This is a genomic window from Dokdonella sp. (genome assembly GCF_036518555.1).
Lineage (GTDB): Bacteria > Pseudomonadota > Gammaproteobacteria > Xanthomonadales > Rhodanobacteraceae > Dokdonella_A.
On the sequence record NZ_DATDMY010000277.1, the window covers coordinates 1 to 24,907 of the forward strand.

General features: G+C 69.3%; 19 protein-coding genes, 1 pseudogene and 1 riboswitch. Of the genes and pseudogenes, 7 read left to right on the forward strand and 13 right to left on the reverse strand.

Going from position 1 to position 24,907, the window contains the following annotated elements:
- On the forward strand, positions 1 to 462 hold a 462-nt coding region (locus VI238_RS15105), incomplete at its 5' end, for a HAMP domain-containing sensor histidine kinase (RefSeq protein WP_331652822.1).
- Positions 463 to 664: 202 nt separating this feature from the next.
- On the opposite strand, the gene VI238_RS15110 is transcribed toward VI238_RS15105, so the two are convergent.
- Together VI238_RS15110 and VI238_RS15115 are read right to left on the reverse strand one after the other, a co-directional pair.
- Entirely contained in the window at positions 665 to 1,582 is a 918-nt protein-coding gene (locus tag VI238_RS15110; protein ID WP_331652824.1) for a branched-chain amino acid transaminase, read from the reverse strand.
- A 58-nt stretch (positions 1,583 to 1,640) separates the two neighbouring features.
- Positions 1,641 to 2,114 carry a hypothetical protein gene (locus VI238_RS15115; protein ID WP_331652826.1) on the reverse strand — a complete coding sequence of 158 codons (474 nt, stop codon included), beginning with the start codon at positions 2,112 to 2,114 and terminating at the stop codon, positions 1,641 to 1,643.
- A gap of 373 nt (positions 2,115 to 2,487) precedes the next feature.
- On the opposite strand from VI238_RS15115, the gene asnB reads away from it, so the two are divergent.
- Complete coding sequence (gene asnB, locus VI238_RS15120; RefSeq protein ID WP_331652828.1) at positions 2,488 to 4,185, forward strand: asparagine synthase B; 1,698 nt, start codon at positions 2,488 to 2,490, stop codon at positions 4,183 to 4,185.
- 179 nt (positions 4,186 to 4,364) lie between these two features.
- Here asnB and metF read toward each other — a convergent pair whose 3' ends face one another.
- The gene (gene metF, locus VI238_RS15125; protein ID WP_331652830.1) at positions 4,365 to 5,204 is read right to left on the reverse strand and encodes a methylenetetrahydrofolate reductase [NAD(P)H]; all 840 of its coding nucleotides are present in this window, start codon (positions 5,202 to 5,204) and stop codon (positions 4,365 to 4,367) included.
- Positions 5,205 to 5,364: 160 nt separating this feature from the next.
- On the opposite strand from metF, the gene VI238_RS15130 reads away from it, so the two are divergent.
- On the forward strand, positions 5,365 to 7,827 hold the full coding sequence (locus VI238_RS15130; protein WP_331652832.1) for a zinc-dependent metalloprotease: 2,463 nt from the start codon (positions 5,365 to 5,367) through the stop codon (positions 7,825 to 7,827).
- A gap of 41 nt (positions 7,828 to 7,868) precedes the next feature.
- A complete protein-coding gene (locus VI238_RS15135; RefSeq protein WP_331652834.1) occupies positions 7,869 to 8,426 on the forward strand; it encodes a DUF3228 family protein in 558 nt (185 codons plus the stop codon).
- A 170-nt stretch (positions 8,427 to 8,596) separates the two neighbouring features.
- Here VI238_RS15135 and ahcY read toward each other — a convergent pair whose 3' ends face one another.
- The 3 genes from ahcY to VI238_RS15150 all read right to left on the reverse strand — a co-directional run bounded on the left by ahcY (position 8,597) and on the right by VI238_RS15150 (position 14,364).
- Positions 8,597 to 10,027: an adenosylhomocysteinase gene (gene ahcY / locus VI238_RS15140; RefSeq protein WP_331652836.1), complete on the reverse strand. Its 1,431-nt coding sequence runs from the start codon at positions 10,025 to 10,027 to the stop codon at positions 8,597 to 8,599.
- A 68-nt stretch (positions 10,028 to 10,095) separates the two neighbouring features.
- A riboswitch (S-adenosyl-L-homocysteine riboswitch) is annotated at positions 10,096 to 10,172 on the reverse strand.
- Between the two features lie 127 nt (positions 10,173 to 10,299).
- Positions 10,300 to 13,236 carry a hypothetical protein gene (locus VI238_RS15145; protein WP_331652838.1) on the reverse strand — a complete coding sequence of 979 codons (2,937 nt, stop codon included), beginning with the start codon at positions 13,234 to 13,236 and terminating at the stop codon, positions 10,300 to 10,302.
- Positions 13,237 to 13,317: 81 nt separating this feature from the next.
- On the reverse strand, positions 13,318 to 14,364 hold the full coding sequence (locus tag VI238_RS15150) for a hypothetical protein (protein ID WP_331652839.1): 1,047 nt from the start codon (positions 14,362 to 14,364) through the stop codon (positions 13,318 to 13,320).
- Positions 14,365 to 14,615: 251 nt separating this feature from the next.
- Here VI238_RS15150 and VI238_RS15155 point away from each other — a divergent pair, with 251 nt between their 5' ends.
- On the forward strand, positions 14,616 to 15,968 hold the full coding sequence (locus VI238_RS15155) for a hypothetical protein (protein WP_331652841.1): 1,353 nt from the start codon (positions 14,616 to 14,618) through the stop codon (positions 15,966 to 15,968).
- A gap of 62 nt (positions 15,969 to 16,030) precedes the next feature.
- On the opposite strand, the gene metK is transcribed toward VI238_RS15155, so the two are convergent.
- From metK to pdhA, 7 genes and pseudogenes are all read right to left on the reverse strand, one after another.
- Positions 16,031 to 17,230, reverse strand: coding sequence for a methionine adenosyltransferase (gene metK / locus VI238_RS15160; RefSeq protein ID WP_331652843.1), 1,200 nt, complete (start codon positions 17,228 to 17,230; stop codon positions 16,031 to 16,033).
- Positions 17,231 to 17,339: 109 nt separating this feature from the next.
- Positions 17,340 to 17,721, reverse strand: a pseudogene (locus VI238_RS15165) (VOC family protein).
- A gap of 40 nt (positions 17,722 to 17,761) precedes the next feature.
- Complete coding sequence (locus tag VI238_RS15170; RefSeq protein WP_331652845.1) at positions 17,762 to 18,229, reverse strand: cytidine deaminase; 468 nt, start codon at positions 18,227 to 18,229, stop codon at positions 17,762 to 17,764.
- A gap of 4 nt (positions 18,230 to 18,233) precedes the next feature.
- On the reverse strand, positions 18,234 to 19,655 hold the full coding sequence (locus VI238_RS15175) for a dihydrolipoamide acetyltransferase family protein (protein WP_331652847.1): 1,422 nt from the start codon (positions 19,653 to 19,655) through the stop codon (positions 18,234 to 18,236).
- Between the two features lie 33 nt (positions 19,656 to 19,688).
- Positions 19,689 to 20,045, reverse strand: coding sequence for a DUF1304 domain-containing protein (locus VI238_RS15180; protein WP_331652849.1), 357 nt, complete (start codon positions 20,043 to 20,045; stop codon positions 19,689 to 19,691).
- A gap of 20 nt (positions 20,046 to 20,065) precedes the next feature.
- Positions 20,066 to 21,046, reverse strand: coding sequence for an alpha-ketoacid dehydrogenase subunit beta (locus VI238_RS15185; RefSeq protein ID WP_331652851.1), 981 nt, complete (start codon positions 21,044 to 21,046; stop codon positions 20,066 to 20,068).
- 78 nt (positions 21,047 to 21,124) lie between these two features.
- On the reverse strand, positions 21,125 to 22,204 hold the full coding sequence (gene pdhA, locus VI238_RS15190; RefSeq protein ID WP_331652853.1) for a pyruvate dehydrogenase (acetyl-transferring) E1 component subunit alpha: 1,080 nt from the start codon (positions 22,202 to 22,204) through the stop codon (positions 21,125 to 21,127).
- A gap of 183 nt (positions 22,205 to 22,387) precedes the next feature.
- On the opposite strand from pdhA, the gene VI238_RS15195 reads away from it, so the two are divergent.
- Together VI238_RS15195 and VI238_RS15200 are read left to right on the forward strand one after the other, a co-directional pair.
- On the forward strand, positions 22,388 to 23,245 hold the full coding sequence (locus tag VI238_RS15195) for a tryptophan 2,3-dioxygenase (protein WP_331652855.1): 858 nt from the start codon (positions 22,388 to 22,390) through the stop codon (positions 23,243 to 23,245).
- Between the two features lie 150 nt (positions 23,246 to 23,395).
- On the forward strand, positions 23,396 to 24,901 hold the full coding sequence (locus VI238_RS15200; protein WP_331652857.1) for a peptide MFS transporter: 1,506 nt from the start codon (positions 23,396 to 23,398) through the stop codon (positions 24,899 to 24,901).
- Positions 24,902 to 24,907: the final 6 nt, after the last annotated feature.

Genomic DNA, 24,907 nt, shown 5'->3' on the forward strand with positions numbered 1-24,907 from the left:
TCGCGACGCGAGCGCCAGGCACCGACCGACGGCGAAACGACGGACGTCGCGAAGGTCGTCGAGCAGGTCGTCGACGCGCAACGCCCGCACGTCGCGAACAAGCCGGTCGAGGTGCGCGTCGAGATCGAGCAGCCGCTCGCGACGGTCGCGCCGTCCTCGGTCGTCGCGGTCGCGCTCAGCAACCTCATCGGCAACGCGTTCAAGTACACGCAGGCCGGCGAGGTCATCGTGACGGTCGGCCACGGCCGCGTCACCGTCGAGGACACCGGGCCCGGCATCAAGCCCGAGGACGCCGACAAGCTGTTCGAACGCGGCGTGCGCGGCACCACGATCGGAAAGGGCGGCGGCCTCGGCCTCGCGATCGTGCGCCGGCTGTGCGAACTCTACGGCTGGCACGTCTCGCTCGCGCCGCGTCCGCAGGGCGGCGCCACCGCGACGCTCGAATTCGCCGCGCGCGGTTGAGATTAGATTCCCGGTCCCGCGACGCTTGCGGGCGTCGACCGGCCCGCCGGGGGCTACCACGCGGGGCAGCAGGGCGACCGCGTTCTCGTCGCCGCATTCGACGGGCCGCCGTCGTATGCCGCCTGACGGCGAGCGGACGGCGCCGTCGCCGAGTGCGCGCCGGGCATCCCGCGCCCGCTTCGATCGCGCACTCGCAGGCCGGTCAAACCGCCTCGAGCCAGCCCCAATCGTCCTTCGTCCGGCCGTCGAACAGGCCGAAGAACAGCTCCTGCATGCGTTGCGTGACCGGCCCGGGTTTGCCTGCGCCGACGGGCTTGCCGTCGACCGAGCGGATCGGCGTGATCTCGGCGGCGGTGCCGCACATGAAGAGCTCGTCGCAGAGGTAGAGGTATTCGCGCGGGATGTCGCGTTCGACCACCTCGATGCCGTTCGCGCGCGCGAGCGTGATGAGCGTGTTGCGCGTGATGCCGTTGAGCAGCGCCGCGCTCACGGGCGTCGTGTGAAGTGCGCCGTCGAAGACGAGGAAGAGGTTCTCGCCGGCGCCCTCGCTGAGCAATCCGGTGGACGCGAGCGCGATGCCCTCGCCGAAGCCGAGCCGGCGCGCTTCGCGCGCGACGAGCTGCCCCGAAAGGTAGTTGCCGCCCGCCTTCGCGCCCGCGGGGATCGTGTTCGGCGCGAAGCGCTGCCAGCTCGACACGCAGGCGTCGATGCCCTGCTCGAGCACGCCGGCGCCGAGGTAGGCGCCCATCTGCCACGCGGCCACGGCGACGTCGGTCGGCGTCTCCGCGGACAGTCCGAAGCCTCCGAGGCCGCGGAACGCGACCGGGCGCAGGTATGCCTTCGACAGGCCGTTCGCCTTCAGCACCGCGCGGCATGCCGCGTTGATCTCGTCGAGCGTGTAAGGGATCCGGATGTCGTAGATCTTCGCCGAATTGAACAGGCGCTTGGTGTGATCGCTGAGGCGGAAGATCGCCGGACCGTTCGGCGTCTCGTAGCTGCGGATGCCTTCGAACACCGACGAGCCGTAGTGCAGGGCGTGCGCCATCACGTGTACGGTGGCCTCGGCCCACGGCTTGATGCGTCCGTTGTGCCAGATATGGTCGGGGTAGGTCTGCGCCATGACGTCCGGCTCCGCGCTGGAAACGCGCATGATAACAGCGCGGCGCGCGCCACCCGCCTCACCAGTCGAGCCACCAGCAACCCGCTTCGCTTTCGATGCCGAACGCGTGCTCGCGCACGCCGCCGCCCGCCTGGCTGCCCGTGCGTACGAGCAGGCCGTCGCCCTGTTCGAGCGAGAGCAACGGCGCGCGCACGAGTTCGCGCAGTTCGCGCAGGCGCCGGTCGGCCTCGGAGCCGCCGACGCCGCGCCAGCGCAGCATGCCCGCGATCGCATTGGCGTCATGGCGTGCGACGGCGGCCGCGAGCCGATCGCGCAGGTCCTGCGGCGACGCGGGGCATACGTCCGCCGGCGGAGGCGGGAGCGCCTCGTCCAATGCGCCGACGCTGATGCCCGACTGCTCGTTGGAACTGCATCGGAATCCGGAGAAGACGACTTCACCGTGCACGCCGACGCAGCGGTGCACGCGCTGGCCGTCGTCGCCGCCCTCCTGCGCGCGTGCGCACGCTGCGGCGAACGCGAAGGCGATTGTCACGACGATCCGCCGAACGACCCGCGGGCGAAGAGAAACCATGCGAGCAGGCTATCACTCGTTCGTGAACCGGCGCACGCCGACGCCACTTGCAGCCGTGCCGCCGGCATGCTGTAGTGCGGCCATGTCGATCCGCACCCACCGCTTCCGGCAGCTTCGCACCGCGCCCCGTGCTTGGGCGCCGCTGCGCGCCGTCGCGACGAACAATAACGCCCGCTCGCACACGAGGGCCGGCGTGTAGGTACGTTTTCGACACCACCGACACGATACGAAGGCCCGCCCAGTGCGGGCCTTCGTCGTTTCCGGGCCGTCGAGTCGCGAGGCTCGCGCGGTCCCTTCGATGCGCGATCAGGACGATCGCAGGAGGAGTTCCGCCATGTGTTCGATATTCGGCCTGTTCGACCTGCAGCCGGGCGACGATCTCGCGGGCCTGCGCGCGCGTTCGCTCGAACTCTCGCAACGCCAGCGTCATCGAGGCCCCGACTGGAGCGGCGTCTACGTCGACACCGGCGTCATCCTCGTGCACGAGCGGCTCGCGATCGTAGACCCGGCCAGCGGCGCGCAGCCGCTGCGCTCGCGCGATGACACGCTCGCGCTCGCGGTCAACGGCGAGATCTACAACCATTGCGAATTGCGCGCGGAACTCGCCTACGACTACACGAGCGGGTCCGACTGCGAGGTCGTCAACGCGTTGTACCGCGCCGCCGGTGCGCAATCGCCCGCGAGCTGGCTCGCGCGGATCAACGGCATCTTCGCGTTCGCGCTGTGGGACTCCGCCGCGCAGCGCCACGTCATTGCGCGCGATCCGCTCGGCGTATGCCCCCTCTACTGGGGCCACGACCCGGAGGGCCGATTGTGCGTGGCGTCGGAAATGAAGGCGCTGGTCGGGCTCTGCGCCGACGTCGCCGCATTCCCGCCCGGGCACGTCTACGACAGTGCCGACCGCAGCCTGCAGCGCTGGTACCACCGGCCGTGGCGTGACCACGCGCACACGCGCGGTCGTCGCGTCGAGCCGGCCGCGTTGCGCGACGCCTTCGAGCGCGCGGTCCATCGCCAGCTCATGACCGACGTGCCGTACGGCGTGCTGCTGTCCGGAGGGCTCGATTCGTCGCTCGTCGCCGCCTGCGCGGCACGCTACGCGCGCGCGCGCGTCGAGGACGGCGACCGTACGGAGGCGTGGTGGCCGCGCCTGCACTCGTTCGCGATCGGCCTGGAGGGATCGCCGGACCTCGCGGCGGCGAAGATCGCCGCCGACGCGCTCGGCACGGTCCACCATGGCTTCGTCTATTCGTTCTGGGAAGGACTGGACGCACTGCCCGAGGTCATCCGCCACATCGAAAGCTACGACGTCACGACCGTGCGTGCGTCGACGCCGATGTACCTGCTCGCGCGGCGCATCAAGGCGATGGGCGTGAAGATGGTGCTGTCGGGCGAAGGCTCCGACGAGATGTTCGGTGGCTACCTCTACTTCCACAAGGCGCCGTCGGCCGAGGCGTTCCACGAGGAGACTGTGCGCAAGCTCGATGCGCTGCACACCTACGACTGCCTGCGCGCGAACAAGGCGATGATGGCGTGGGGCGTCGAGGCGCGCGTGCCGTTCCTCGACCTCGAGTTCCTCGACGTCGCGATGTCGATGGATGCGCGCGAAAAGATGGCCGGCATGAACGCCGACGGCAGCCGGCGCATCGAAAAGGCGGTGCTGCGCGAGGCCTTCGCGGGCGTGCTGCCCGACGCGATCCTGTGGCGGCAGAAGGAGCAGTTCAGCGACGGCGTCGGCTACGGCTGGATCGACGGACTCAAGGCACACGCGGAGCAGGCAGTCGGCGATCGCGAGTTCGCCGCGGCCGCGTCGCGCTGGCCGCTCAACACGCCGGCCACGAAGGAAGCCTACCTGTACCGGCGCCTCTTCGAGCGCCACTTCCCCGGCGAGGCGTGCGCGGCGACCGTGCCCGGCGGCAAGTCGATCGCGTGCTCGTCGCCGGCCGCGCTCGCGTGGGATCCCGCGTTCGCGATGGCGGCCGATCCCTCCGGTCGTTCCGTCGCCGGCGTGCACGCATCGGCGGTTCCGGCTTAGCGGGACACCGCGTGCGGATCGCGCGTCGCCCGCGAACCTCGCATCGAACCGCCGGAGGCGTCGCGGACTGGAGTGCCGTCGCAGGGTGGAAGCAGGGGGCGCCGCGGCGATCGATCGCCTGCTCGACGACGGCGTCCATCGCGCCCGCGCCTCGCTGAGCGGACCGGGCGGCCGGCGATCTAGCCGTGCCGCATCCGTTCGATCACCGCGAGCGTCGCGCGCGCGCGGTTGAGCGTGTAGAAGTGCAGTCCGGGTGCGCCGCCGGCGACGAGGCGATCGCACAACTGGGCGACCACGTCGGCGGCGAAGTCGCGGATCGCGTCGACGTCGTCGCCGTACGCGTGCAGTCGCTTGCCGAGCCAGCGCGGGATCTCCGCGCCGCACAGATCGGAGAAGCGCTTGAGCTGCGAGAAGTTCGCGATCGGCATGATCCCCGGTACGATCGGGATCGAGATGCCGGCGCGCCGTGCCGCTTCGACGAAGCGGAAATACGCATCCGGGTTGTAGAAGTACTGCGTGATCGCCCCGTTCGCACCGGCCTCGACCTTGGTCCTGAAGTGGCGCAGGTCCGCGTGCGCGTCGTCCGACTGCGGGTGCACTTCCGGGTAGCAGGCGACCTCGACGTGGAAGCGGTCGCCGTGTTCGTCGCGGATGAACCGGACGAGGTCGCTCGCGTAGCGGAAGTCGCCGTAGCTCGCCATGCCCGAGGGGAGGTCGCCGCGCAGGGCGACGATGCGGCGGCAGCCCATCCGCGCGTAGTGCGTGAGCAGGTCGCGGATCTCCGCGCGCGTGCCGCCCATGCACGACAGGTGTGGCGCGGCGTCGAGGCCATGCTCCTCGCGCAGATGGCGGATCGTTTCGGGCGTGTAGCTGAGAGTCGAACCACCCGCGCCGAACGTGCAGCTCACGTACTCGGGCCCGAGCGCCTTGAGCTTGGGCAGCGAAGCATCGAGGGTTGCGCGCTGCTCGTCGGTCTTGGGCGGGAAGAACTCGAAGGAAATCGGAACGGAGGCGGTCATGGGATCGCTGGAGGACGTCGGATGCGCAACTATATCTCTTTGTCCGGATGGAGAGATAGATGATCGCGGCGTGGCCGTGCGGCGCCCCGTGATCTCCGGCCCACGCGCGAGGCACGCGGCTGCGGGCAGAATGGAGCCTTTCGCGGCAGGGGAACGAACGATGCGACTGGGCGGACGCGTGGCGTCGGGTGTGCTGGCGGGGCTGATCGCGGTGGCGACGCAGGCAGCGCCGCCGGCGGACAAGCGGAACGACGGCGCGATCGCCGATTTCGCGGTCGCGACGCGCGGGCTCGCGGCCGCGGCGGGCTTCTTCGACGTCTACCGCGACGAGGCGAAGGGGCGCGTGCTGCTCGGCCTGCGCGCGTTCGGGGTTCCGTTCCTCATGACGAGCTCGCTGCCGTGGGCGCTCGGCTCGAACGACGTCGGCCTCGATCGCGGCCAGAGCAGCGACTCGCACCTCGTCGAGTGGCGCCGCGTCGGCGCGCGCGTGCTGCTGGTCGAGGACAACACGAAGTTCCGCGCGCTGTCCGCCAACGCGGACGAAGCGCTGAGCGTGCGCCAGGCGTTCGCCGAGTCGGTGCTGTGGGCAGGGGACGTCGTCGCCGAGCGCAAGGGCGCCGACGCGCAGGTGCTCGTCGACGTGAGCGGCTTGCTGGTGTCCGATCGCCACGGCATCGCCGAGCGGCTCGAGCAGGCCAAGCAGGGCAAGTACGACGTCGACGACAAGCGCAGCGTCCCGTCGCTCGCCGACGCGAAGAGCTTCCCGGACAACACCGAGCTCGAAGGCGTGCTCACGTTCCGCGGCCCGGCCGAGGGTACGTTCGTGAAGGGCGTCGCGATGGACCCGCGCAGCCTCACGCAGCGCCAGCACCTGAGTTTCGTGCGGCTGCCTGCGCCGGGCTACGAGCCGCGTGCCTACCATCCCGCATCGGGCGGCCTCAGCGTCGGCTGGTACGACTATGCGCAGCCGCTGTCGGCATCGCTCGATCGCCGCGTGCAGCCGCGCTTTCGCCTCGAGAAGACCGACCCCGGCGCGGCGACGAGCCCGGTCAGGAAGCCGATCGTGTTCTACCTCGATCGCGGCACGCCCGAGCCGGTGCGTTCGGCCCTGCTCGACGGCGCGAACTGGTGGAAGAGCGCATTCGAGAAGGCCGGATTCAAGGACGCCTATCGCGTCGAGCTGCTGCCCGAAGGCGTCGACCCGATGGACGTGCGCTACAGCCTGATCACCTGGGCGCATCGCCATACGCGCGGCTGGTCGTACGGGCAGCCGATCGTCGATCCGCGCACAGGCGAGATCATCCGCGGCAACGTCACGCTCGGCTCGCAGAGGGTGCGCCAGGACATCCTTATCGCGGAAAGCCTGCTCGCGCCGTACGACAAACCGAACGCGGCGGAACTGAAGGGCGAGGCGGAACGCATGGCGCTCGCGCGACTGCGCCAGCTCGCCGCGCACGAAGTCGGCCACGCGCTCGGCTTCGCGCACAACTTCGCCGCGAGCCGCAACGGCAACGGTTCGGTCATGGACTATCCGCATCCGCTGCTCGAGCTCGGCGCGGACGGAACCCTATCGCTCGCCCACGCGTACGGCGTCGGCCTCGGTGCCTGGGACGACTTCATCGTTGCGCATGCCTACGCGCAGTTCGCGCCGGGCAACGAGGAGGCGGCGCTCGCGAAGCTGCGCGCGGACATCGCGCAGGCGGGCTTCCGCTACCTGAGCGACCAGGATGCGCGCAGCCCCGGCGATGCCGAGCCGGACGGCCTGCTCTGGGACTCGGGGCCGGACACGCTCGCGACGTTCGATGCGCTGATGGCGGCGCGCCGCGCGGCGCTCGCGCATTTCTCGATCGGCGTGCTGCCACCCGAGCGCCAGGTCGGCGAACTCGAGGCGCGCCTCGTGCCGGTCTACCTGCTGCATCGTTACCAGACCGAGGCGGTCGCGCGCCTGCTCGCAGGTGCGCGCTACGCGTATTCGAAAGCGGGCGAGCGCGTCGCCGGGATCACGCCGGTGCCGGCATCGACGCAGCGCGACGCGCTCGCGCGGCTCGTCGGCACCCTCGGCACGGACACGCTCGCGCTGCCCGCGAGCGTGCTCGACCTCGTCACGCCGCCCGGCAACGAATACGCGCGCAATCGCGAGTACTTCGCGACGAAGGCCGGGCCGGTGTTCGATCCGCTCGCCGCGGTCGAAGCCGCGGCGGCGCAGACGACGTCGTTCCTTTTCGCGCCCGAGCGCCTCAACCGCCTCGCCTGGCAGCGTGCACGCGACCCGCTGCAACCGGGCGTCGCCGACGTGCTCGCGGCGACGTTCCGCGGCAGCTGGCAGCAGGATCCGCGCGGCGGCGACGCGCCGGCCGCGACGGCGGTGCAGGATGCGGCGAACTGGGTCGTGCTCGACGCCTTGCTGCACGTCCTCGACGGTGGCGGCCTCCACGCGCAAGTCGACGCCGAGGTGCGCGCGTCGTTGCAGCAGTGGCAGGGCTGGCTCGCGAAACAGCGCGGCAGCGATGCGACCGGCGCGAGTCGCGCGCTCGCCGCGGAGACGATCCGCAAGTACCTCGCGGACCCGACGTCGGTGAAGCTGCGCCCGTTGCCGGCCATCCCGCCCGGCGCCCCGATCTGACGACGCGCGAGTTCGCCTCGACCCCAGCCCTCGGCACCCGCATGTCCATCGTCCTCACCGACTTCGCCCGCCGCCGCCTGTTCCCGCGCGACCGTCGCGTCACCGCGATCCAGGACTGCACCGCCGAGGCGTTCGAGCGGCAGCTCGACGCGGAGCCGCCGCTGCGCGTGCTCGACGGCTACGCGCCGTTCTGCAAGCTGCATGTGCACCGCAACTGGACCTCGACGCGGTGTTCGGTCGTCGAGATCACGGACGACAACCGGCATCGTCTGCGTTCCGCCTACGAGGCGCGCTCGGATGCCGAGTTGCCCGTGCTCGTGCGCTGGTTCGAAGGCATCGAGCCGCCGGTCGCTCGCTACCTGTTGCCGATTCTGTACAGTCGCGCGCAGCTCGCGAAGGAAGGCACGCGCATCGATGCCGACTGGGGCATCGTCGGTTGCCTCTACACGATGGAGCCGGAGGAAATCCCGATGGCGCCGATCACGATGATGCGCAACGCGCTCGGCATCGACGAGGGCGGCTCCGGCGTGCCGATCGACCGCGACGCGTATCGGCGCAGCGTCGAGTTCTGGGGGCGCCACGCGAACTGGCGACCGTAGTCGCCGGCATGCGCGACGTCGCGATGGGGTTCGGCACGGCGTGTCGGTGAGCGCTCGGAGGTCCCGGCATCGATGGGCGATGCCGCCGCGCGAACGCGAATGTGCAGGACCGGAACGGAAAACGGGCGCCTCGCGGCGCCCGTTCCGTCTTCAACGAAGATGCACGCGGATCAGTAGCGGTAATGGTCCGGCTTGTACGGCCCCTCGACCGGCACGCCGAGGTAGGCGGCCTGTTCGTCGCTGAGCGTGGTCAGCTTCACGCCGATCTTCTCGAGGTGCAGGCGCGCGACTTCCTCGTCGAGCTTCTTCGGCAGGATGTAGACCTTTGGCTCGTAGGCGTCCTTGTTCGCCCACAGGTCGATCTGCGCGAGCGTCTGGTTCGAGAACGAATTGGACATCACGAAGCTCGGGTGGCCGGTCGCGCAGCCGAGATTCACGAGACGGCCTTCGGCGAGCAGGAAGATCGCGTTGCCGTTCTTGAACGTGTACTTGTCGACCTGCGGCTTGATGTTGAGGCGGGTCGCGCCCGACGCGTTGAGGCGGTCGACCTGGATCTCGTTGTCGAAGTGGCCGATGTTGCAGACGATCGCCTGGTCCTTCATCGCCTGCATGTGCTCGAGCGTGAGCACGTCCTTGTTGCCGGTGGTCGTCACGTAGATGTCGCCGCGACCGAGCGTCGACTCGACGGTGTTGACCTCGAAGCCTTCCATCGCGGCCTGCAGCGCGTTGATCGGGTCGATCTCGGTGACGACCACGCGCGCGCCGTACGCACGCAAGGAATGCGCCGAACCCTTGCCGACGTCGCCGTAGCCGCACACGACCGCGACCTTGCCCGCGAGCATGACGTCCATCGCGCGCTTGAGGCCGTCCGCGAGCGACTCGCGGCAGCCGTACAGGTTGTCGAACTTCGACTTGGTGACCGAATCGTTGACGTTGATCGCGGGCACGAGCAACTTGCCGGCTTCGGCGAGCTGGTAGAGGCGATGCACGCCGGTGGTCGTTTCCTCGGACACGCCCTTCCAGTCGGCGACGACCTTCGTCCAGTAGCCCGGACGCTCCTTGGCGACACGCTTGAGCAGGTTCTTGATCACCTGCTCCTCATGGCTGCCGGAAGCACTGTTGACCCAGCTGTCGTCGCCCTTCTCGAGCTCGTAGCCCTTGTGGATCAGCAGCGTCACGTCGCCGCCGTCGTCGACGACGAGCTGCGGCCCCTTGCTGCCCGGGAACGACAGCGCGTCGAGCGTGCAGTCCCAGTATTCCTCGAGCGTCTCGCCCTTCCATGCGAACACGGGCGTGCCCGACGCGGCGATCGCGGCGGCGGCGTGGTCCTGCGTCGAGAAGATGTTGCACGAGGCCCAGCGCACCTCGGCGCCGAGGTCCTTGAGCGTCTCGATGAGGACGGCGGTCTGGATCGTCATATGCAACGAGCCGGTCACGCGCACGCCGGCGAGCGGCTTCGCGGTGGCGTACTTCTTGCGGATCGACATCAGGCCGGGCATCTCCTGCTCGGCGATGTCGATTTCCTTGCGGCCCCAGTCGGCGAGCGCGAGGTCGCGCACCTTGTAGTCGTGCGCGGGCGGGTTCTTGACGACAGCGTTCATTGGTTCGGATCTCCGGGATTTTTCGCAATGCCCGCACGCGGCGGGTCCTTGCGAGGGATTCGCATCGCGAACCCGGGGCGCCCTTGCAATGGGATGCATGCCCGCCGAGCGTCGCGGGAATCCCGCTGCAGCGCCCCTCGGCGGAAGGCAGGGCGGGATTATATCGCTTGTTCCGGATAAAGAGATACGTGGCTCGAACGACCACGCGTTCGCCTAAAAAAAAACGGGCCGCACGAGGCGGCCCGTTGGAGAAGCAGGTCAGGGTGCGCCGCTTACTGGCAGACCTCGACCTTCACGTTGTCGACCACGAGGCCGTTCGGCGCCCCTGCAGCGGTGTTGGAGTCCGACACCATGCGGAAGCGCAGCTTGAGCGACTCGCCGGCGAAGCTGTCGAGGTCGACCACCGCGTGCGACGGTGCGGACGTGCCGCCCGGGCCGGGGAAGCACCAGCCCTGGCGCCCGGCGAGCGGCGCACCCGGCGATGCGACGCCGTTGTAGGGGTCGGTGAACATGTGGCTCGCGTCGAGGTAGTCGAACGTCGCGCCGTCCGTGCTCGTTTCGAGCGAAGAGCTGTCCCAGCAGCCGCCCGGCGGATCCTGCTCCGACTTGTGGTACGCGTCGTAGGAGAGGATGACCGCCTGCACGCCGGAGGGCACCGCGATCGACGGCGAGGTCAGCGTGCGATCACTGCTCACGGTGTTGTCGGGCACCTTCCACACCGGCGTCGTGAAGCCGGTGCCGCCGGGCGCCGCGCCCTGCGTCCAGCCCGTGCCGCCGGTTCCGGCCGCGGTCCAGCCGCCGGCGCCCGCATCGAAGTTCTCCTGGTAGACCGTCGACGACGTCGTGCCGGCCGGGCAGGTGCCGGGCGTGCCCGTCGTGAACGAGAACGTCGCGGACGGCGCGCTCGGGCCGCAGTAGTTGCTCGGCGTCACGCGCCAGTAGTACGTCGTCTGGCTCGACAGCGTCGTGTCGACCGTCCACGTCGTGCCTGTGACCGTAGCACTGGCGACGACGTTCGCGAAGCCCGAGTCGGTCGCGACTTCGACGAGATACTCGAGCGCATCGCTCGGGATCACGACCGGCGGCGGCGCGACGCCGTCGAGGCCGTCGGCGTAGATGCGGTCGTTCGCGTCGACGGTGCCCCAGCTGAGCAGCGGGCGCACCTTGACGCCGCTCGCGGTGTCCGCGGGCAGGATGAGCGTGACCGGCGTCGGCGCGTTCGCCGAGACACCGAGTTCGAGCGCGATGCTGCGGGTCAGGGTGCTGCTCGTCGCGTCGACGCTGAACGCGTACTCGCCCGACGGCAGGGTCGATCCGCCGACCAGCGTGAGCGTGCTCGTGCCGGGTGCGTTGACCGGGTTCGGTGCGAACTGGGCGGTGGCACCGACCGGAACACCGTTGCCGGCGAGCGTGACGGGGCCGCTGAAGCCGTTTAGCACGCCGACGCGCAGGCCGTAGCTCGGGTCGCCCGGGTTCGTCGCTTCGCACATCTCGACGCGCTTGGGCGTCTCGGCGACGAGCGCGTAGTTCGGGTCGCCGCAGGTGGCGAACTTGAACGAGCACACGCGCGTGTGCCAGCTCGCGCCCGCGGTGGTCGGGTAGTACTCGGTCGTGAAATAGAACGTGCACTGGTCGACCGGATCGACGGTCATCGCCGAATAGTCGCCCCAACGATTGCTCGTGCTCGTCTGCGAGCCGTTGGCGATCGTGTCGGTGCAGCTCGTCTCGTCGCGCAGCGTGCCGGCCGGGTCGTCGAGCGTGCGGCCCGTGATTTCGATCTGCGGATGGATCGCCGAGCTCGACTTCGAGAAACCGACGCCGATGTTGCCGCTGCCGTCGATCGCGATGCCGCCCATCCAGCGCGTGTTCGCGTCCGGCGCGTACACGCCTTCGTCGATGATGCTGCGCGTGAGCGGCGTCGGCGTGGCCGGGGTGGCGCCGTTGTCGTCGAGATTGAAGTGCACCCAGTTGATGCCGCCCTGCTGCACGTTGCCCTGCACGACGTGGTTGACGACGAGCGAGATGCGCGTCGGAGCATCGGCCGGGAACGCACGCGCGTTGGCGCGGTACATGATGTGCGTGCCGAACGGATCGAGCCCGGCGCCGCTACCCTGCTGCGGGACCTCGTCGAAGAACGGCACGAACGGGGCGCCCTGCACGCGCGTCGGCGTCGACGTGATCGTCGAACTCGCCGGCGTGGTCCAGTTGAGGCACATGTCCCAGAACAGGTATTCGCTCGTGATCGAGTCGAAGTGCACGAAGCTCGGACACGCATTGGTCGGCGCGTTCAGCGAGCCCATGAGGTTGACCGGCTCCACGCCGTAGGCGTCGAAGCCCGGGAAGCGCACCATCGCCGCGCTCGGGTCGCCCGTGAGCATCTTGTCGCGTTCGAACGCGATCATCGCCGCGCCCTGGAACGCGCTCGACGCATTGAATTCGTGCGTCGTCAGCAGGTACGCGTCCTGGCCCGAACCGTCGGTCCAGATACCCATGTGCGGGTAGTCGCCGAAGTTCGGCCAGTTGAACTCGTAGCGTGCATAGGTGCCGAACGGGTCCGACGTGGTCGACACCGCCACGCACTGTGCGTACGGCGCGCTCGTCACGAACTGGCTCATCACCCAGCGCTGCGCGCGCGGGTCCCAGATCGCGAGCGGGTCACCCGAGTTCGTCGTTTCGCACTTGCCGCCGAAGCCGACGAAGAACGAATTGCCCGGACGCGGCGTCAGCGTGTTCGGATCCGGCGCGCCGGTGACCTTGTCGAAGGCCTGCCAGGACGAGTTCACCCACTGGATGTAGTGCTGGTCGCTGACGTCGCCGTTGGTGTCGGGCGGGAGGCAGCCGCAACCGGACGTGGTCGAGCTGATCGCCTCGAAGCTGAGGTCGACCGCCGGGGCCGGCACGCCGGTCCCGCGCGTCTGCATGCGCGAGTAGTCCGGCACGAACGAACTCACGCGTCCGGCGGGCTTGAGCAGGATGTTCGGGATCTCGAACGGTTCCTGCTCGGTACCCATCGCGGATGCGGGCGGCATCGACCGCAGGATGTCGCGCAGCGGAGCGGAAATGTCCGCGCGCGCGGCATGCGTGACGATCGGAAGATTCTCCGGCGCCTGGGCGCTCGGCGTGGTGACCGCCACCGGCGCGGCGGACACGCCGAAGGCGGCGCACACTGCCGTGCCGAGTGCAGCGGGCAGGAAACGCGATAGAACCATGGTGGAAACTCCCCAAAGACGATGGCGGCGCTTTGCTTCTCCGCTGCGGCAGGCGGCCGTCACCTGCCCAGGGAATGACGATCAGTCGGCTCCGCCTTTCCGCGCCTTCAGCTTCGCGTCCATGACGTCGAGGCGGCGCAGATGATCGTTCAGAAACTTGCGCGTCTGATCCGGCAGGCCCGGCTCGGCCAGCGCGTCGCGGATCGCGTCGCGTTCGCTCGAGGCGGACAGCTTGCGCAACATCAGGGAGGCTCGCTCGGCGACCGGCGGACTCGGACTGCGCACCCAGCGCGACAGCGCATCGGGTGGCACCGGGACCGCGTGCTGATCGAGCTCCTCCAGCGCCAACAGGATGAGTTCCGTCGACGCCGGCGAATGGCCAGAATATCCGCCTGGAGGCGTAGTTGTCACTACGTCCAGCGCGGCGGGTCGCCACCAGTCGCCGAGATCCGCGGGGCGCAGGGCCGCCGACTGGATCAGCGACGCACGCACGTTGGCCGGCGCCTGCGGATCGCGCGCGACCTTCTCGACCGCCGCGCGCGCGCGCGCGTCGCGCAGGCGCTCGCCGATCTCGGGCTCGAGCGCGATCTCGCCGGCCGCGAGGTATTGCAATGCGGCGTCGCCGCTCGCGAGTCCTTGCATGAGCAGCTCGAAGAAGCGTCGCGACTCGCGACCGTGTTCGCTGCGGCCGGCTTTGAGGATCGCGCGCGCGAGCGGCGAGTCCTCGAACAGCGCGGGATCGAGGCCGATGCTCGCCAGCAACATCGCGCCGCGCGGATCGGCGACGGTGCGCAGCGGGTCGCGCGCGTCGGCCCGTGCGAGCGAATAGCCGAAGATGTAGTCGGCACCGGGCTTGACGCGCGCGAGCGCGGCGGCCGATGCGCGCACGTCGACCTGCTCCGGAGCCTGACCCTTGCCCAAGACGGCCTTGCGCCCGAACACGATCCGGCCGCCGCGCTCGTCGACTTCGAGCACCTTGCCCGCGACGAGCAGGTTGCCGGGCGCGTACAGGAGCTCGAGCGGCGGTTCGACGCGCTCCGCGCGCGCGGGCGGGATGACCGCCAACACGATGGCGAAGGCGAAGAGGACGAAGGCGCGCGACAGACGCGAGGGACGATTGGGCGGCATGGGGATCGCGATCGGTGCGGAGGAGCAGGGCTATGGACCGACACCGGCAAGCCCCGAGGCTAGGCTACCGGATGAGCGAGAGCCGTGCACGGTGGTGCACGTGGTGCACGCGGCGCGATGTGCCGGCGTGAGCGGCATCGGCGTGCCGGTCGGGCAGCCCCGGTGGCGCAGGATCGTGCGCGCCGTTCGGGGATCGGCCGCCGAACCGCGTACCGGATTAGCGGAATCCACCGACGCCGGGAGCCCCGAACATGAATTCCGCATCGATCCTCCGCACGCCCGCCCGCGCTTTCGTCGTGTGGGCAATGGCCATGATGGCCGCCCCCGCCCATGCCGCGTTCATCTACGCCCGCCTCGTGCCCGGAGCCGGCATCGAGCCCAACGGCACGTCCACGCAGGTCGACATGTCGTCCGGCGGGCGGACCGTCGTGTTCGCGAGCACCGCGAACAACTGGGTCGGCGACACCTACAACGGCACGCGCGCGGTCGCGGTCGACCTCGACACGGGCGTGGTGGAGGCGGTCTCCGAAGTCGGCGGCAGCGTGTTCCGCGGCGAATCGCCGGTCGTGTCCGGCGACGGCCGCTACGTCGCGTTCCTGACCATCAACCCGGCGTATGGCCCGAACTGGCAGGTGCTGCGCAAGGATCGCGAGACCGGCGCATTGGAACTCGCGAGCGCCGATGCGGGCGGCCAGCCGGCGAGCACCGGCACGAACGACAACACCGTGTCGATTTCCGCCGATGGTCGCTACGTCGCGTTCCAGACCGGTGCGAGCATGACGGGGATGGCGGGCAGGGCGGCCGGCAGCTCGGTCCCCGCGGGCAGTTCGGGCGAGATCTACGTCAAGGACATGGCGACGGGACAGGTGGAGATGGCGTCGGTGATGTCCAATGGCGGTGCCTCGGGCAGCAACTGCTCGCTGGAGCCGCATGCCCTCTCGGGCAACGGACGCTACCTCGCGATGCTCTGCAGCGCCCCGATGGTCGCCGGCGCGACGAGCGGGCAAGCCTACGTGCGCGACCTGCAGGCGAACACGACCGAGCTCGTCAGCCGCAGCACCTCGGCCGCGTCGGGATCGAGCGCGTTCGCGTATCGTCCGGCGATCTCACCGGGCGGCCGTTTCGTGAGCTTCCAGAACCGCAGCTACGGGGGGCTCGGCTATGCCGATGGCGCGAGCGAGACGAGCAACAGCGGCCTCTACCTGCGCGACCGGCAAGCCGGCACGACGACGGCCATCCCGCGGCCTCCGATCATGCCTTCGAATGCCTATGACAGTTGCGCCGTGTCGGCCGTATCCGACATCGGCAGCGTCGTGTTCCACTGCAACTTCGCCTGGACCGGAGTGGCTGCGTATCCGCAGGTCTTCCTCTACGTGCCCGGTGCGGGCATGCCCGAGATGCTCAGCACGACGGCGGGCGGCGGGCCCGGCAACGGCCCGGCCGGCGACTCGCTCGGCGTGAACGCGTCGGGCCTCTCGATGGCCTGGGAGTCGAGCGCGAGCGACATCGACCCCGACGACGTGAACGGCGCGTCGGACATCTTCGTGCTCGTCGAGGAGTCGGTCCTTTCCGACGTGATCTTCGCGGACGCTTTCGAGGGCTGAAGCCGAAGAAAAAAAACGGGCCGCATGCGCGGCCCGTCTTCGATGCGCTGGAGCGTCGCGGACTACTTGATCCCGGCGGCCTTGCGCAGCTCGGCCGCCTTGTCGGTCTTCTCCCACGAGAACGCGGTGAACGTGTCGCCGTTCGCGTGCCTGACCTCGAACGGCGTGCGGCCGAAATGGCCGTAGCTCGCGGTCGCCTGGTACATCGGATGCACGAGGTCGAGCATCTTGATGATCCCGTACGGACGAAGGTCGAAATGGTTGCGGATCAGTTTCTCGATCTTGTCGTCGCTGATCTTGCCCGTGCCGAACGTCGTCACCGAAATCGACGTCGGCTGCGCCACGCCGATCGCGTAGGACACCTGCACCTCGCAGCGGTCGGCGATGCCGGCCGCGACGACGTTCTTGGCGACGTAGCGCGCGGCGTACGCGGCCGAACGGTCGACCTTGGACGGATCCTTGCCCGAGAACGCGCCGCCGCCGTGGCGCGCCCAGCCGCCGTAGGTGTCGACGATGATCTTGCGACCGGTCAGGCCGCAGTCGCCGACCGGGCCGCCGATGACGAACTTGCCCGTCGGGTTGATGTGGAACTTGGTGCCCTTGTGGATCCACTTCTTGGGCAGCACCGGGTCGATGATGTGCGTGCGCACGGCTTCGACGAGGTCCTTCTGCCTGATCGACGGGTCGTGCTGCGTCGACAGCACGACCGCGTCGATCGCGACCGCCTTGCCGTTCTCGTAGCGCAACGTGACCTGCGACTTCGCGTCCGGGCGCAGCCACGGCAGCGGCGAGTTCTTCTTCTTGCGCACCTTCGCCTGCTGCTCGACGAGGCGGTGCGACAGGTGGATCGCGGCCGGCATGAAGCTTTCGGTCTCGTTGGTCGCGTAGCCGAACATCAGGCCCTGGTCGCCCGCGCCCTGTTCTTCCGGCTTCTTGCGATCGACGCCCTGGTTGATGTCGGGCGACTGCTTGCCGATGAGGTTGAGCACGCCGCAGGTCGCGCCGTCGAAACCGACGTCGCTCGAGTCGTATCCGATGTCGAGGATGACCTTGCGCGTGAGCGCCTCGAGGTCGATCCACGCGCTCGTCGTGATCTCGCCGGCGACGATCGCGACACCGGTCTTGACCATCGTTTCGCAGGCGACGCGCGCGCGCTTGTCCTGCGCGAGGATCGCGTCGAGGACGGCGTCGGAGATCTGGTCGGCGACCTTGTCCGGATGGCCTTCGGAGACCGATTCGGAGGTGAACAGGTAGTTGCTCATCGCGGCAAATATCCTTCTATACGGATGCGTGGATAAATCGAAGGTCGCGCATCATACATGGCGCACGTTTCGATTGCAGTATGCGCGCTGAATGACCGGTGCCCCGCGACTATCCGGCCCATTCGTTGACGTGCGGGCCGAACGCGTCGCTGGCGCCGCACGACGCAGAACCGGTGCCCGGTCGGCGCCTCCATGACCCACCAGCGTTCGCGGAAATCGACCCGGTGCGCGCCCAGGGCTTCCAGTCGCGCGACCTCGGCCTCGAGGTCGTCGGTCTCGATGTCGAGGTGCACGCGCGCGGGGTGGTCGACCTTCTGCAGCAGGATCAGCGGTTCGTCCGCGGCGGTCGCGAGTTCAGCGTACTTGCCGTCGCCGTCCTGGTCGGCCGATGCGATCGGCTTGCCGAGCGCTCGGCTCCAGAACTCGGCTGCGGACGCAAGGTCGTCGACGTCGCAGTCGATCACGATGGTGCTGAGGCGGCTGTGGTGCATCGGAAGACTCCGGGGTTCGTGGCGGAGCGGGGTCGGACGCTCAACGCCAGGGATTGCGCGCGGCGCGCGCTTGCGCGTCGAGCGCGAACGCTTCCGGCAGCAGGTCGTCGGTGCCGCATTCGCGCACGGCGTCGCTGCGGCGCGTGAGCAGGAACACGCGCAGCCGCCGCTCGACGTCGCATTCGTGCAGCCACTGGCGGCAGGCTCCGCACGGCGCGACCGGCTCGTCGGTGTCGGCGATCACGGCGAGCGCGAGCGGGTAGCCGCGCCCTTGCGCGACCGCCGAGAACAGTGCGTTGCGCTCGGCGCAGATGGTGAGGCCGTAGACATCCGATTCCACGTTGCAGCCCGGCACGAACCGTTCGCCGCGGCCATCGTCGAACAGCAGCACGGCGCCGACGCGGAAGTGCGAGTGCGGCGCATGCGCGCGCGCCATCGCCGCTTCCGCGGCAGCGACGAGGCCCGGGTAGGCCTGCTCGACCGCCGCCCGCGTCGTGTTCGGCTTCATGCGGTCACTGCGCGAGCGCGAGGTCGTCGAGCATCGCCTTGAGGAAGCGCGCAGCTTCGCCGCCGGTCGCGGCGCGGTGATCGAAGGTCAGCGACAGCGGGATCACGCGGTGCGACTCGAAGCCGCCCATGACCGGCGTCATCTGGTGGCGACCCTTGCCGGCGGCGACGATCGCGACGCACGGCGGCACGACGACCGGCGTCGCGTAGCGGCCCGCGAACACGCCGAAGTTCGACAGCGAGATCGTATAGCCGGCGAGTTCCGACGACGGGATGCTGCGGTCCTCGACCTGCGCGCGCAGGCGGTTCACCGCAGCACGCACGCCGGTTGAGTCGAGCATGTCCGCGTTGCGCAACGCGGGCACGAACAGGCCGTCGTCGGTGTCGACCGCGATGCCGATGTCGACGTGCGGGTGCAAGGTGCGCGTGAGGTTGTCGCCGTCGAACCACGCGTTGAGCGCGGGCACGGCCTTGCATGCACGCACGATCGCGCGCACGAGGCGGCCGGTGATGTCGTTGCCCGGCAGCCACGCATGGATGTCGGCATCGTCGCTGAGCGTGGTCGGAACGACCGCAGCGTGCGCGGCGGCCATCACGCGCGCCATGTTTCGGCGCACGCCCTTCAGCTGTTCGGGCTGGCCGCTCGCGGCGACCGTCGGCGGCGTCGTGCGCATCGGCTTGCCGGCGGCGGACAGCGTCGTGCGCTGCGCTGTGGCAGACGCGACCGGAGCAGGCGACGCGCCTGCAGCCGGCGATGCGGAGCGCGTGGGCGCGGATGCGGCGGACGGCGCGGCGCCGATCCTCGCGGTGCCTGCCGCGGCCGCGGACTTGACGTCCTGCAGCGTGACCACGCCGCCCGCGCCACTCGGCGACACGCGCGCGAGGTCCACGCCGAGCTTCTTCGCGAGCGCGCGCACCGCGGGCACGGCCTTGACGCCGCCGATGCTCGTCGCCTGCTCGGCGTGCACGCGGTCGCTCGATTGCATCGCGCCGACCACGGTGCCTTCGTCGGCGCGCGGCGCCTTGCCGCCGCTCTCGATCTCGCCGCCTTCGTCGGACGCGACGACGCCGCGGTGGTCGGGCGCCTCGGTGCCGGTACCCTTCGCGGGTGCGGCAGCCGCCACCTTCGGCGGGCCATGGTGGTGACCGGTCGACTCGGCCTCCGCGCGCTGCGGCATCTTCGGATCGAGTTCGAAGTCGGCGAGCGCGGCGCCCGTCGCGATCACGTCGCCGCTGTCGCCGTGCACCTTGACGAGCTTGCCCGAGAACGGCGAGGGCACCTCGACGACCGCCTTCGCGGTTTCCATCGACACCATCGGTTCGTCGAGTCGCACCGTGCCGCCCACCTTGACGAGCCATTCGACGACGGTCGCGTCGGGCAGCCCTTCGCCGAGGTCGGGGAGGTAGAAGGTTCTGATGTCGGCCATGGGAATGTCGTCCTTGCGACGCGCGCGGCGCCGTCAGTGGAAATGCAGCAGCACGAGCGCGGCGATCGCCGGCAGCGCCTGCACGTAGAAGATCCTGCGGCTGACCGTCCACGCGCCGTACAGGCCGGCGACGATCACGCAGGAGAGAAAGAAGAGCTTGATGTGGAAACCCTCGACGCCTTCGGCGAGGCCCCAGACGAGGCCCGCCGCGAGGAAGCCGTTGTAGAGCCCCTGGTTCGCCGCGAGCGTCCTCGACGCCTGCGCGAACTCGGGCGTCGTCGCGAACACGCGGCGTCCGGTCGGCGTGGTCCAGAGGAACATCTCGAGCACGAGGAAGTACAGGTGCAGCAGCGCGACGAGGCCGACGAGGATATTCGCGACGGTGGCCATCGGAGTGCTCCGTGTTCGACTCAGCTCGCGGCGAGCGTGCGTTTCGCCGCGGCGACGATGCGCTCGACGCTCGGCAGGTACTTCATCTCGAGGCGGTACAGCGGGATGTGCGTGTCGTAGCCGGTCACGCGCTCGACCGGGGCGACGAGGTCGTACATCGCGTGCTCGGCGAGGCGCGCGGCGATCTCCGCGCCGAAGCCCGCGGTGCGCGGCGCCTCGTGCACGATCACGCAGCGGCCGGTCTTGCGCACCGACTCGTGGATCGTGTCGAAGTCGAGCGGCTTGAGCGTGGCGACGTCGATCACCTCGGCGCTGATGCCTTCGCCGGCGAGCGCATCGGCGGCCTCGAGCGTCTCCTTCACCTGCGCGCCCCAGGTCACTAGGGTGACGTCGCTGCCGTCGCGCAGGACGAAGCAGACGTCGAGCGGCAGCGCTTCGCCGTCGTCGGCGACCTCTTCCTTGTACTGGCGGTAGATGCGCTTGGGCTCGAGGAAGATCACTGGGTCCGGATCGCGGATCGCGGCGAGCAGCAGGCCGTAGGCGCGACCGGGCGACGACGGCAGCACCACGCGCAGGCCGGGGATGTTCGTGAACAGGTGCTCGTTCGCTTCCGAATGATGCTCGGGCGCGCGGATGCCGCCGCCCCACGGCGCGCGGAACACGGCCGGGCAGGTCATCCGACCGCGCGTGCGCGTGCGCAGGCGCGCCGCATGGCAGGCGATGTGCTCCATCATCGGGTAGATGAAGCCCTCGAACTGCGCTTCGGCGACCGGCTTCATGCCCTGCGCGGCGAGGCCTACGGTGAGGCCGGCGATGGTCAGTTCGTCGAGCGGCGTGTCGATCACGCGCTCGGCGCCGAACTTCTCCTGCAAGCCGACCGTCGCGCGGAACACGCCGCCGTTGACGCCGACGTCCTCGCCGAGCACGACCACGCTCGGGTCGTGCTTCATCTCGTGCGCGAGCGCCTGGGTGACGGCTTCGATGAGGGTGATCTGTGCCATTCCGTTTCTTCTCCTGCAGGAGCGCGCCCCCTGCGCGACGGACGTGCGTCGCGCGCAGGTACGCTCCCAAGACGCGATTCAATGTGCGGGCTTGTCCGCGGCGAGCGCTTCCGCGCGCTGCGTGGCGAGGTCAGCCGGCAGTTCGCCCCAGGTGTAGTCGAACATCGCCTCGGTCGGCTGCGATTTCGTTTCGAGGTACGCGTTGACCTCGGCGTCGACGCGCGCCGCGCAATCGGTCTTCCAGTCCTCTTCTTCCTTCTCGGTCCACGCGTTGAGCGACATGAGATAGGCCTTCATGCGCTTGAGCGGCTCGCGCGCCCACGCCGCCTTCACTTCGTCGTCGGGCCGGTAGCGGCGCGCGTCGTCGGCGGTCGTGTGGTCGGACAGGCGGTAGGTGACCGCCTCGATCACCATGCCGCCGTGGCCGTGCCGCGCGCGCTTGACCGCATGGTCCATCGCCGCGCGCATCGCGATGAGATCGTTGCCGTCGACCTGCAGGCATTCGAGGCCGGCGGCGATGCCCTTCTGCGCGAGCGTCTTCGCGCCCGTCTGCATGCTGCGCGGCACCGAGATCGCCCACTGGTTGTTGACGATGACCGCGACCAGCGGCAGCTGCATCGCGCCGGCTACGTTGATCGCGCCGTAGAAGTCGCCCTTCGACGAGCCGCCGTCGCCGACCACGGTGACCGCGACGCGCGGCTCCTTGCGCACCTTGAACGCGAGCGCCGAGCCGGCCGCGTGCAGGCATTGCGTCGCGATCGGCACGCACCAGGCGAAGTCGTGCGCGGGCCCGGAGAAGTTGCTGCCGCGCTCGTCGCCGCCCCAGTACAGCAGCACTTCGCGCGGCTTCACGCCGCGATGGAACTGCGCGCCGTACTCGCGGTACATCGGCGCGAACACGTCGTCCTCCTGCATCGCGCTGCCGATCGCGACGTGCGCGGCCTCGTGGCCGAGGCAGGACGCGTAGGTGCCGAGCTTGCCGGTGCGCTGCAGCGCGACCGCCTTGCCGTCGAACACGCGCACGAACAGCATCTGCTTGTACAGGTCCACCAGCTGGCGGATGTCGCGCGCGATCGCGGGGAGGTCGTCGCGGACGAGCTTGCCGTCGGCGTCGAGGTATTGCAGGAATTCGATCTCGAAGGTGGCGGCGATGGGCAAGACAGCCTCCGTTGCGGTGTCGCACGGCGCAGGTGCGCGCGGAATACGGTGCCGGATGGGCCGGCCTGCGGCCGCGGCGACGGGAGCGGAACAGTAAGCAAGAGCCCGCCGCTCCCGCAAGGCCCGGCGCAACATCGGCGGTGGCGGGTTACACTGGCCAGCTCCCACGATCGTGGCGTCGCGATGAACGAACCGCACAACCTGCGCCCCCTCGAGCAAGGCATCGAACTCGACCTGCGCGACCGCACGACGTACGGCGGTTACCTGCAGTTGCCCGTGCTGCTGTCGGCGCAGAAACCGCTCAGCGACCCGCCGCACCACGACGAGATGCTGTTCATCGTGCAGCACCAGGTCGCCGAGCTGTGGATGAAGCTCATGATCCACGAGCTGCGCGCGGCGATCGCGCGCCTGCGCGCGGACGACGTCGACACGACGCTGAAGGTGCTCGCGCGCGTGAAGCAGGTGCAGCATCAGCTGTTCGGTCAGTGGGGCGTGCTGGAGACGTTGACCCCGTCGGAATACCTCGAATTCCGCCACGTGCTCGGCCCCGCCTCGGGCTTCCAGTCGCAGCAGTACCGCACGATCGAGTTCCTGCTCGGCAACAAGAACGCGGCCATGCTCAAGGTGTTCGACCACGACCCGGCCGCACAGCAGGAATTGCGCCGTGCGCTGGTCGAGCCGAGCCTGTACGACGAAGTGCTGCGCTTCCTCGCCCGGCGCGGCCACGCGGTGCCCGCTGCGTGCCTCCAACGCGATTTCAGCCGGCCGCACGAGCGTACGCCGGAACTCGTGCCGGTGTTCAAGCGCGTCTACGAGCGCGCGCGCGACTTCTGGCCGGAGTACCACCTCTGCGAGCAGCTCGTCGACATCGAGGAAAGCTTCCAGCTCTGGCGCTTTCGCCACATGAAGACGGTCGAACGCATCATCGGCTATCGCCGCGGCACGGGCGGTTCGTCCGGCGTCGCCTTCCTCAAGAAGGCGCTCGATCTCACGTTCTTCCCCGAACTCGTCGACGTGCGCACCGAGATCGGCGCCGCCTGACGAGCGCGCCGCCCCGGCGAACCGTCCGCCCGGCCGCGGCGGCGTTCGCCGCGCTAGCACGCTCGCCCCGGCGAATCCCGCTGCGCTGCGGTTTGACGCGGCCGCCGCCAGCGGTTACACGTTCGCGATACGTCTCATCGAGGGGAATCCATGTCCGCCACCAGCCCCGGCGCACCCGCCGCACTCCCGAACTTCCCGCAGCGCCTCGGCCACCCCGCGCCGCTGTGGATGCTGTTCATGACCGAGTACTGGGAGCGCTTCGCGTTCTACGGCATGCGCTGGGCGCTGACGCTCTACATCGTCGCCCAGTTCTACGGCGGCTCCGGCACGGGCGAGGCGCCCGCGAACGACGTCTACGGAGCCTACCTCGCGCTGATCTACGCGGCCTCGCTGTTCGGCGGTTACGTCGCCGACCAGCTGATCGGCTACCAGCGTTCGATCCTCATCGGCGCGCTGATCATGGCGTCGGGCCTGTTCGTGATCATGATTCCGAACCAGGAGGTCTTCCTGTTCGGCCTCGCCCTCGTGATCGTCGGCAACGGCCTGTTCAAACCGAACATCTCGACCATGGTCGGCCAGCTCTACAGCCAGGAAGACCGCCGTCGCGATGCCGGCTTCACGATCTTCTACATGGGCATCAACCTCGGCGGATTCCTCTCGCCGCTGGTCACCGGCTGGCTCGCGAGCGTGCTCACGGACACGCCGCTGCAGCAGAACTACAAGGTCGTGTTCCTCGCCTCTGGCGTCGGCATGCTGCTCAGCTTCCTGTGGTTCTGGTTCGGCCGACGCCAGTTGCACGGCATCGGCCGCCCGCCGGCCGACGTGCCGCAGGCGCGCGGCATCGGCATCGTGCTCGGCTGCGCCGTCGTCGGCGTGCCGCTGGTCTACTTCCTGCTGTCCAAGCTCGGTGCGACCGCGCTGATCGTGATCCTCGGCGTGCTGTTCATCGGCCTCGCGGTCATGCTGCTCGTCGAAGGCATCCGCGAGGGCAAGGTCGCGCGCGACAAGGTCGTCGCGATGCTCATCATCTTCGTGTTCAACGCATTGTTCTGGATGTTCTTCGAGCAGGCAGGCAGCTCGTTCAACTTCCTCGCCCAGAACATCGTCGACCGCATGTTCGGCGCCTGGGAATTCCCGGTCGCCTGGTTCCAGTCGGTCAACTCGCTCGCGATCATCGGCCTCGCGCCGATCATCGCCGCGATCTGGATCTGGATGGGCAAGCGCAACGTCGAGCCGTCGATCCCTCGCAAGTTCGGCCTCGGCCTGGTCGGCAACGGCCTCGCGTTCCTGCTGCTCATGTACGCGCTGACCTACCTCGTCGACGCGCACGAGAAGATCCCGTTCTGGACCCTGTTCATGGTCTACGTGATCCAGTCGGTCGGCGAGCTCTGCCTCTCGCCGGTGGGCCTGTCGATGGTGACCAAGCTCGCGCCGCCGCGGTACGTCGGCTTTGCGATGGGCGGCTGGTTCCTGTCGATCGCGAACGGCAACAACATGTCCGGCGTGTTCGCGGCGTGGGTCAGCGGCGAGACCGGCATGACCACGGGTTCCGCGTTGAGCGGTTACACGCTCGGCTTCTGGGCGCTTGCGGGTGCGGGCGTCGTGCTTTTCCTCATCGCGCCGCTGATCCAGAAACTCATGCACGGCGTTCGCTGAGGTGCC

Excerpts from the sequence above, each read along its gene's own strand:
- VI238_RS15110 (WP_331652824.1), bottom strand. The coding sequence starts at position 1,582 with ATGGCGCAGACCTACCCCGACCATATCTGGCACAACGGACGCATCAAG.
- asnB (WP_331652828.1), top strand. The coding sequence starts at position 2,488 with ATGTGTTCGATATTCGGCCTGTTCGACCTGCAGCCGGGCGACGATCTC.
- metF (WP_331652830.1), bottom strand. The coding sequence starts at position 5,204 with ATGACCGCCTCCGTTCCGATTTCCTTCGAGTTCTTCCCGCCCAAGACC.
- VI238_RS15130 (WP_331652832.1), top strand. The coding sequence starts at position 5,365 with ATGCGACTGGGCGGACGCGTGGCGTCGGGTGTGCTGGCGGGGCTGATC.
- VI238_RS15135 (WP_331652834.1), top strand. The coding sequence starts at position 7,869 with ATGTCCATCGTCCTCACCGACTTCGCCCGCCGCCGCCTGTTCCCGCGC.
- ahcY (WP_331652836.1), bottom strand. The coding sequence starts at position 10,027 with ATGAACGCTGTCGTCAAGAACCCGCCCGCGCACGACTACAAGGTGCGC.
- VI238_RS15145 (WP_331652838.1), bottom strand. The coding sequence starts at position 13,236 with ATGGTTCTATCGCGTTTCCTGCCCGCTGCACTCGGCACGGCAGTGTGC.
- VI238_RS15150 (WP_331652839.1), bottom strand. The coding sequence starts at position 14,364 with ATGCCGCCCAATCGTCCCTCGCGTCTGTCGCGCGCCTTCGTCCTCTTC.
- VI238_RS15155 (WP_331652841.1), top strand. The coding sequence starts at position 14,616 with ATGAATTCCGCATCGATCCTCCGCACGCCCGCCCGCGCTTTCGTCGTG.
- metK (WP_331652843.1), bottom strand. The coding sequence starts at position 17,230 with ATGAGCAACTACCTGTTCACCTCCGAATCGGTCTCCGAAGGCCATCCG.
- VI238_RS15170 (WP_331652845.1), bottom strand. The coding sequence starts at position 18,229 with ATGAAGCCGAACACGACGCGGGCGGCGGTCGAGCAGGCCTACCCGGGC.
- VI238_RS15175 (WP_331652847.1), bottom strand. The coding sequence starts at position 19,655 with ATGGCCGACATCAGAACCTTCTACCTCCCCGACCTCGGCGAAGGGCTG.
- VI238_RS15180 (WP_331652849.1), bottom strand. The coding sequence starts at position 20,045 with ATGGCCACCGTCGCGAATATCCTCGTCGGCCTCGTCGCGCTGCTGCAC.
- VI238_RS15185 (WP_331652851.1), bottom strand. The coding sequence starts at position 21,046 with ATGGCACAGATCACCCTCATCGAAGCCGTCACCCAGGCGCTCGCGCAC.
- VI238_RS15195 (WP_331652855.1), top strand. The coding sequence starts at position 22,388 with ATGAACGAACCGCACAACCTGCGCCCCCTCGAGCAAGGCATCGAACTC.
- VI238_RS15200 (WP_331652857.1), top strand. The coding sequence starts at position 23,396 with ATGTCCGCCACCAGCCCCGGCGCACCCGCCGCACTCCCGAACTTCCCG.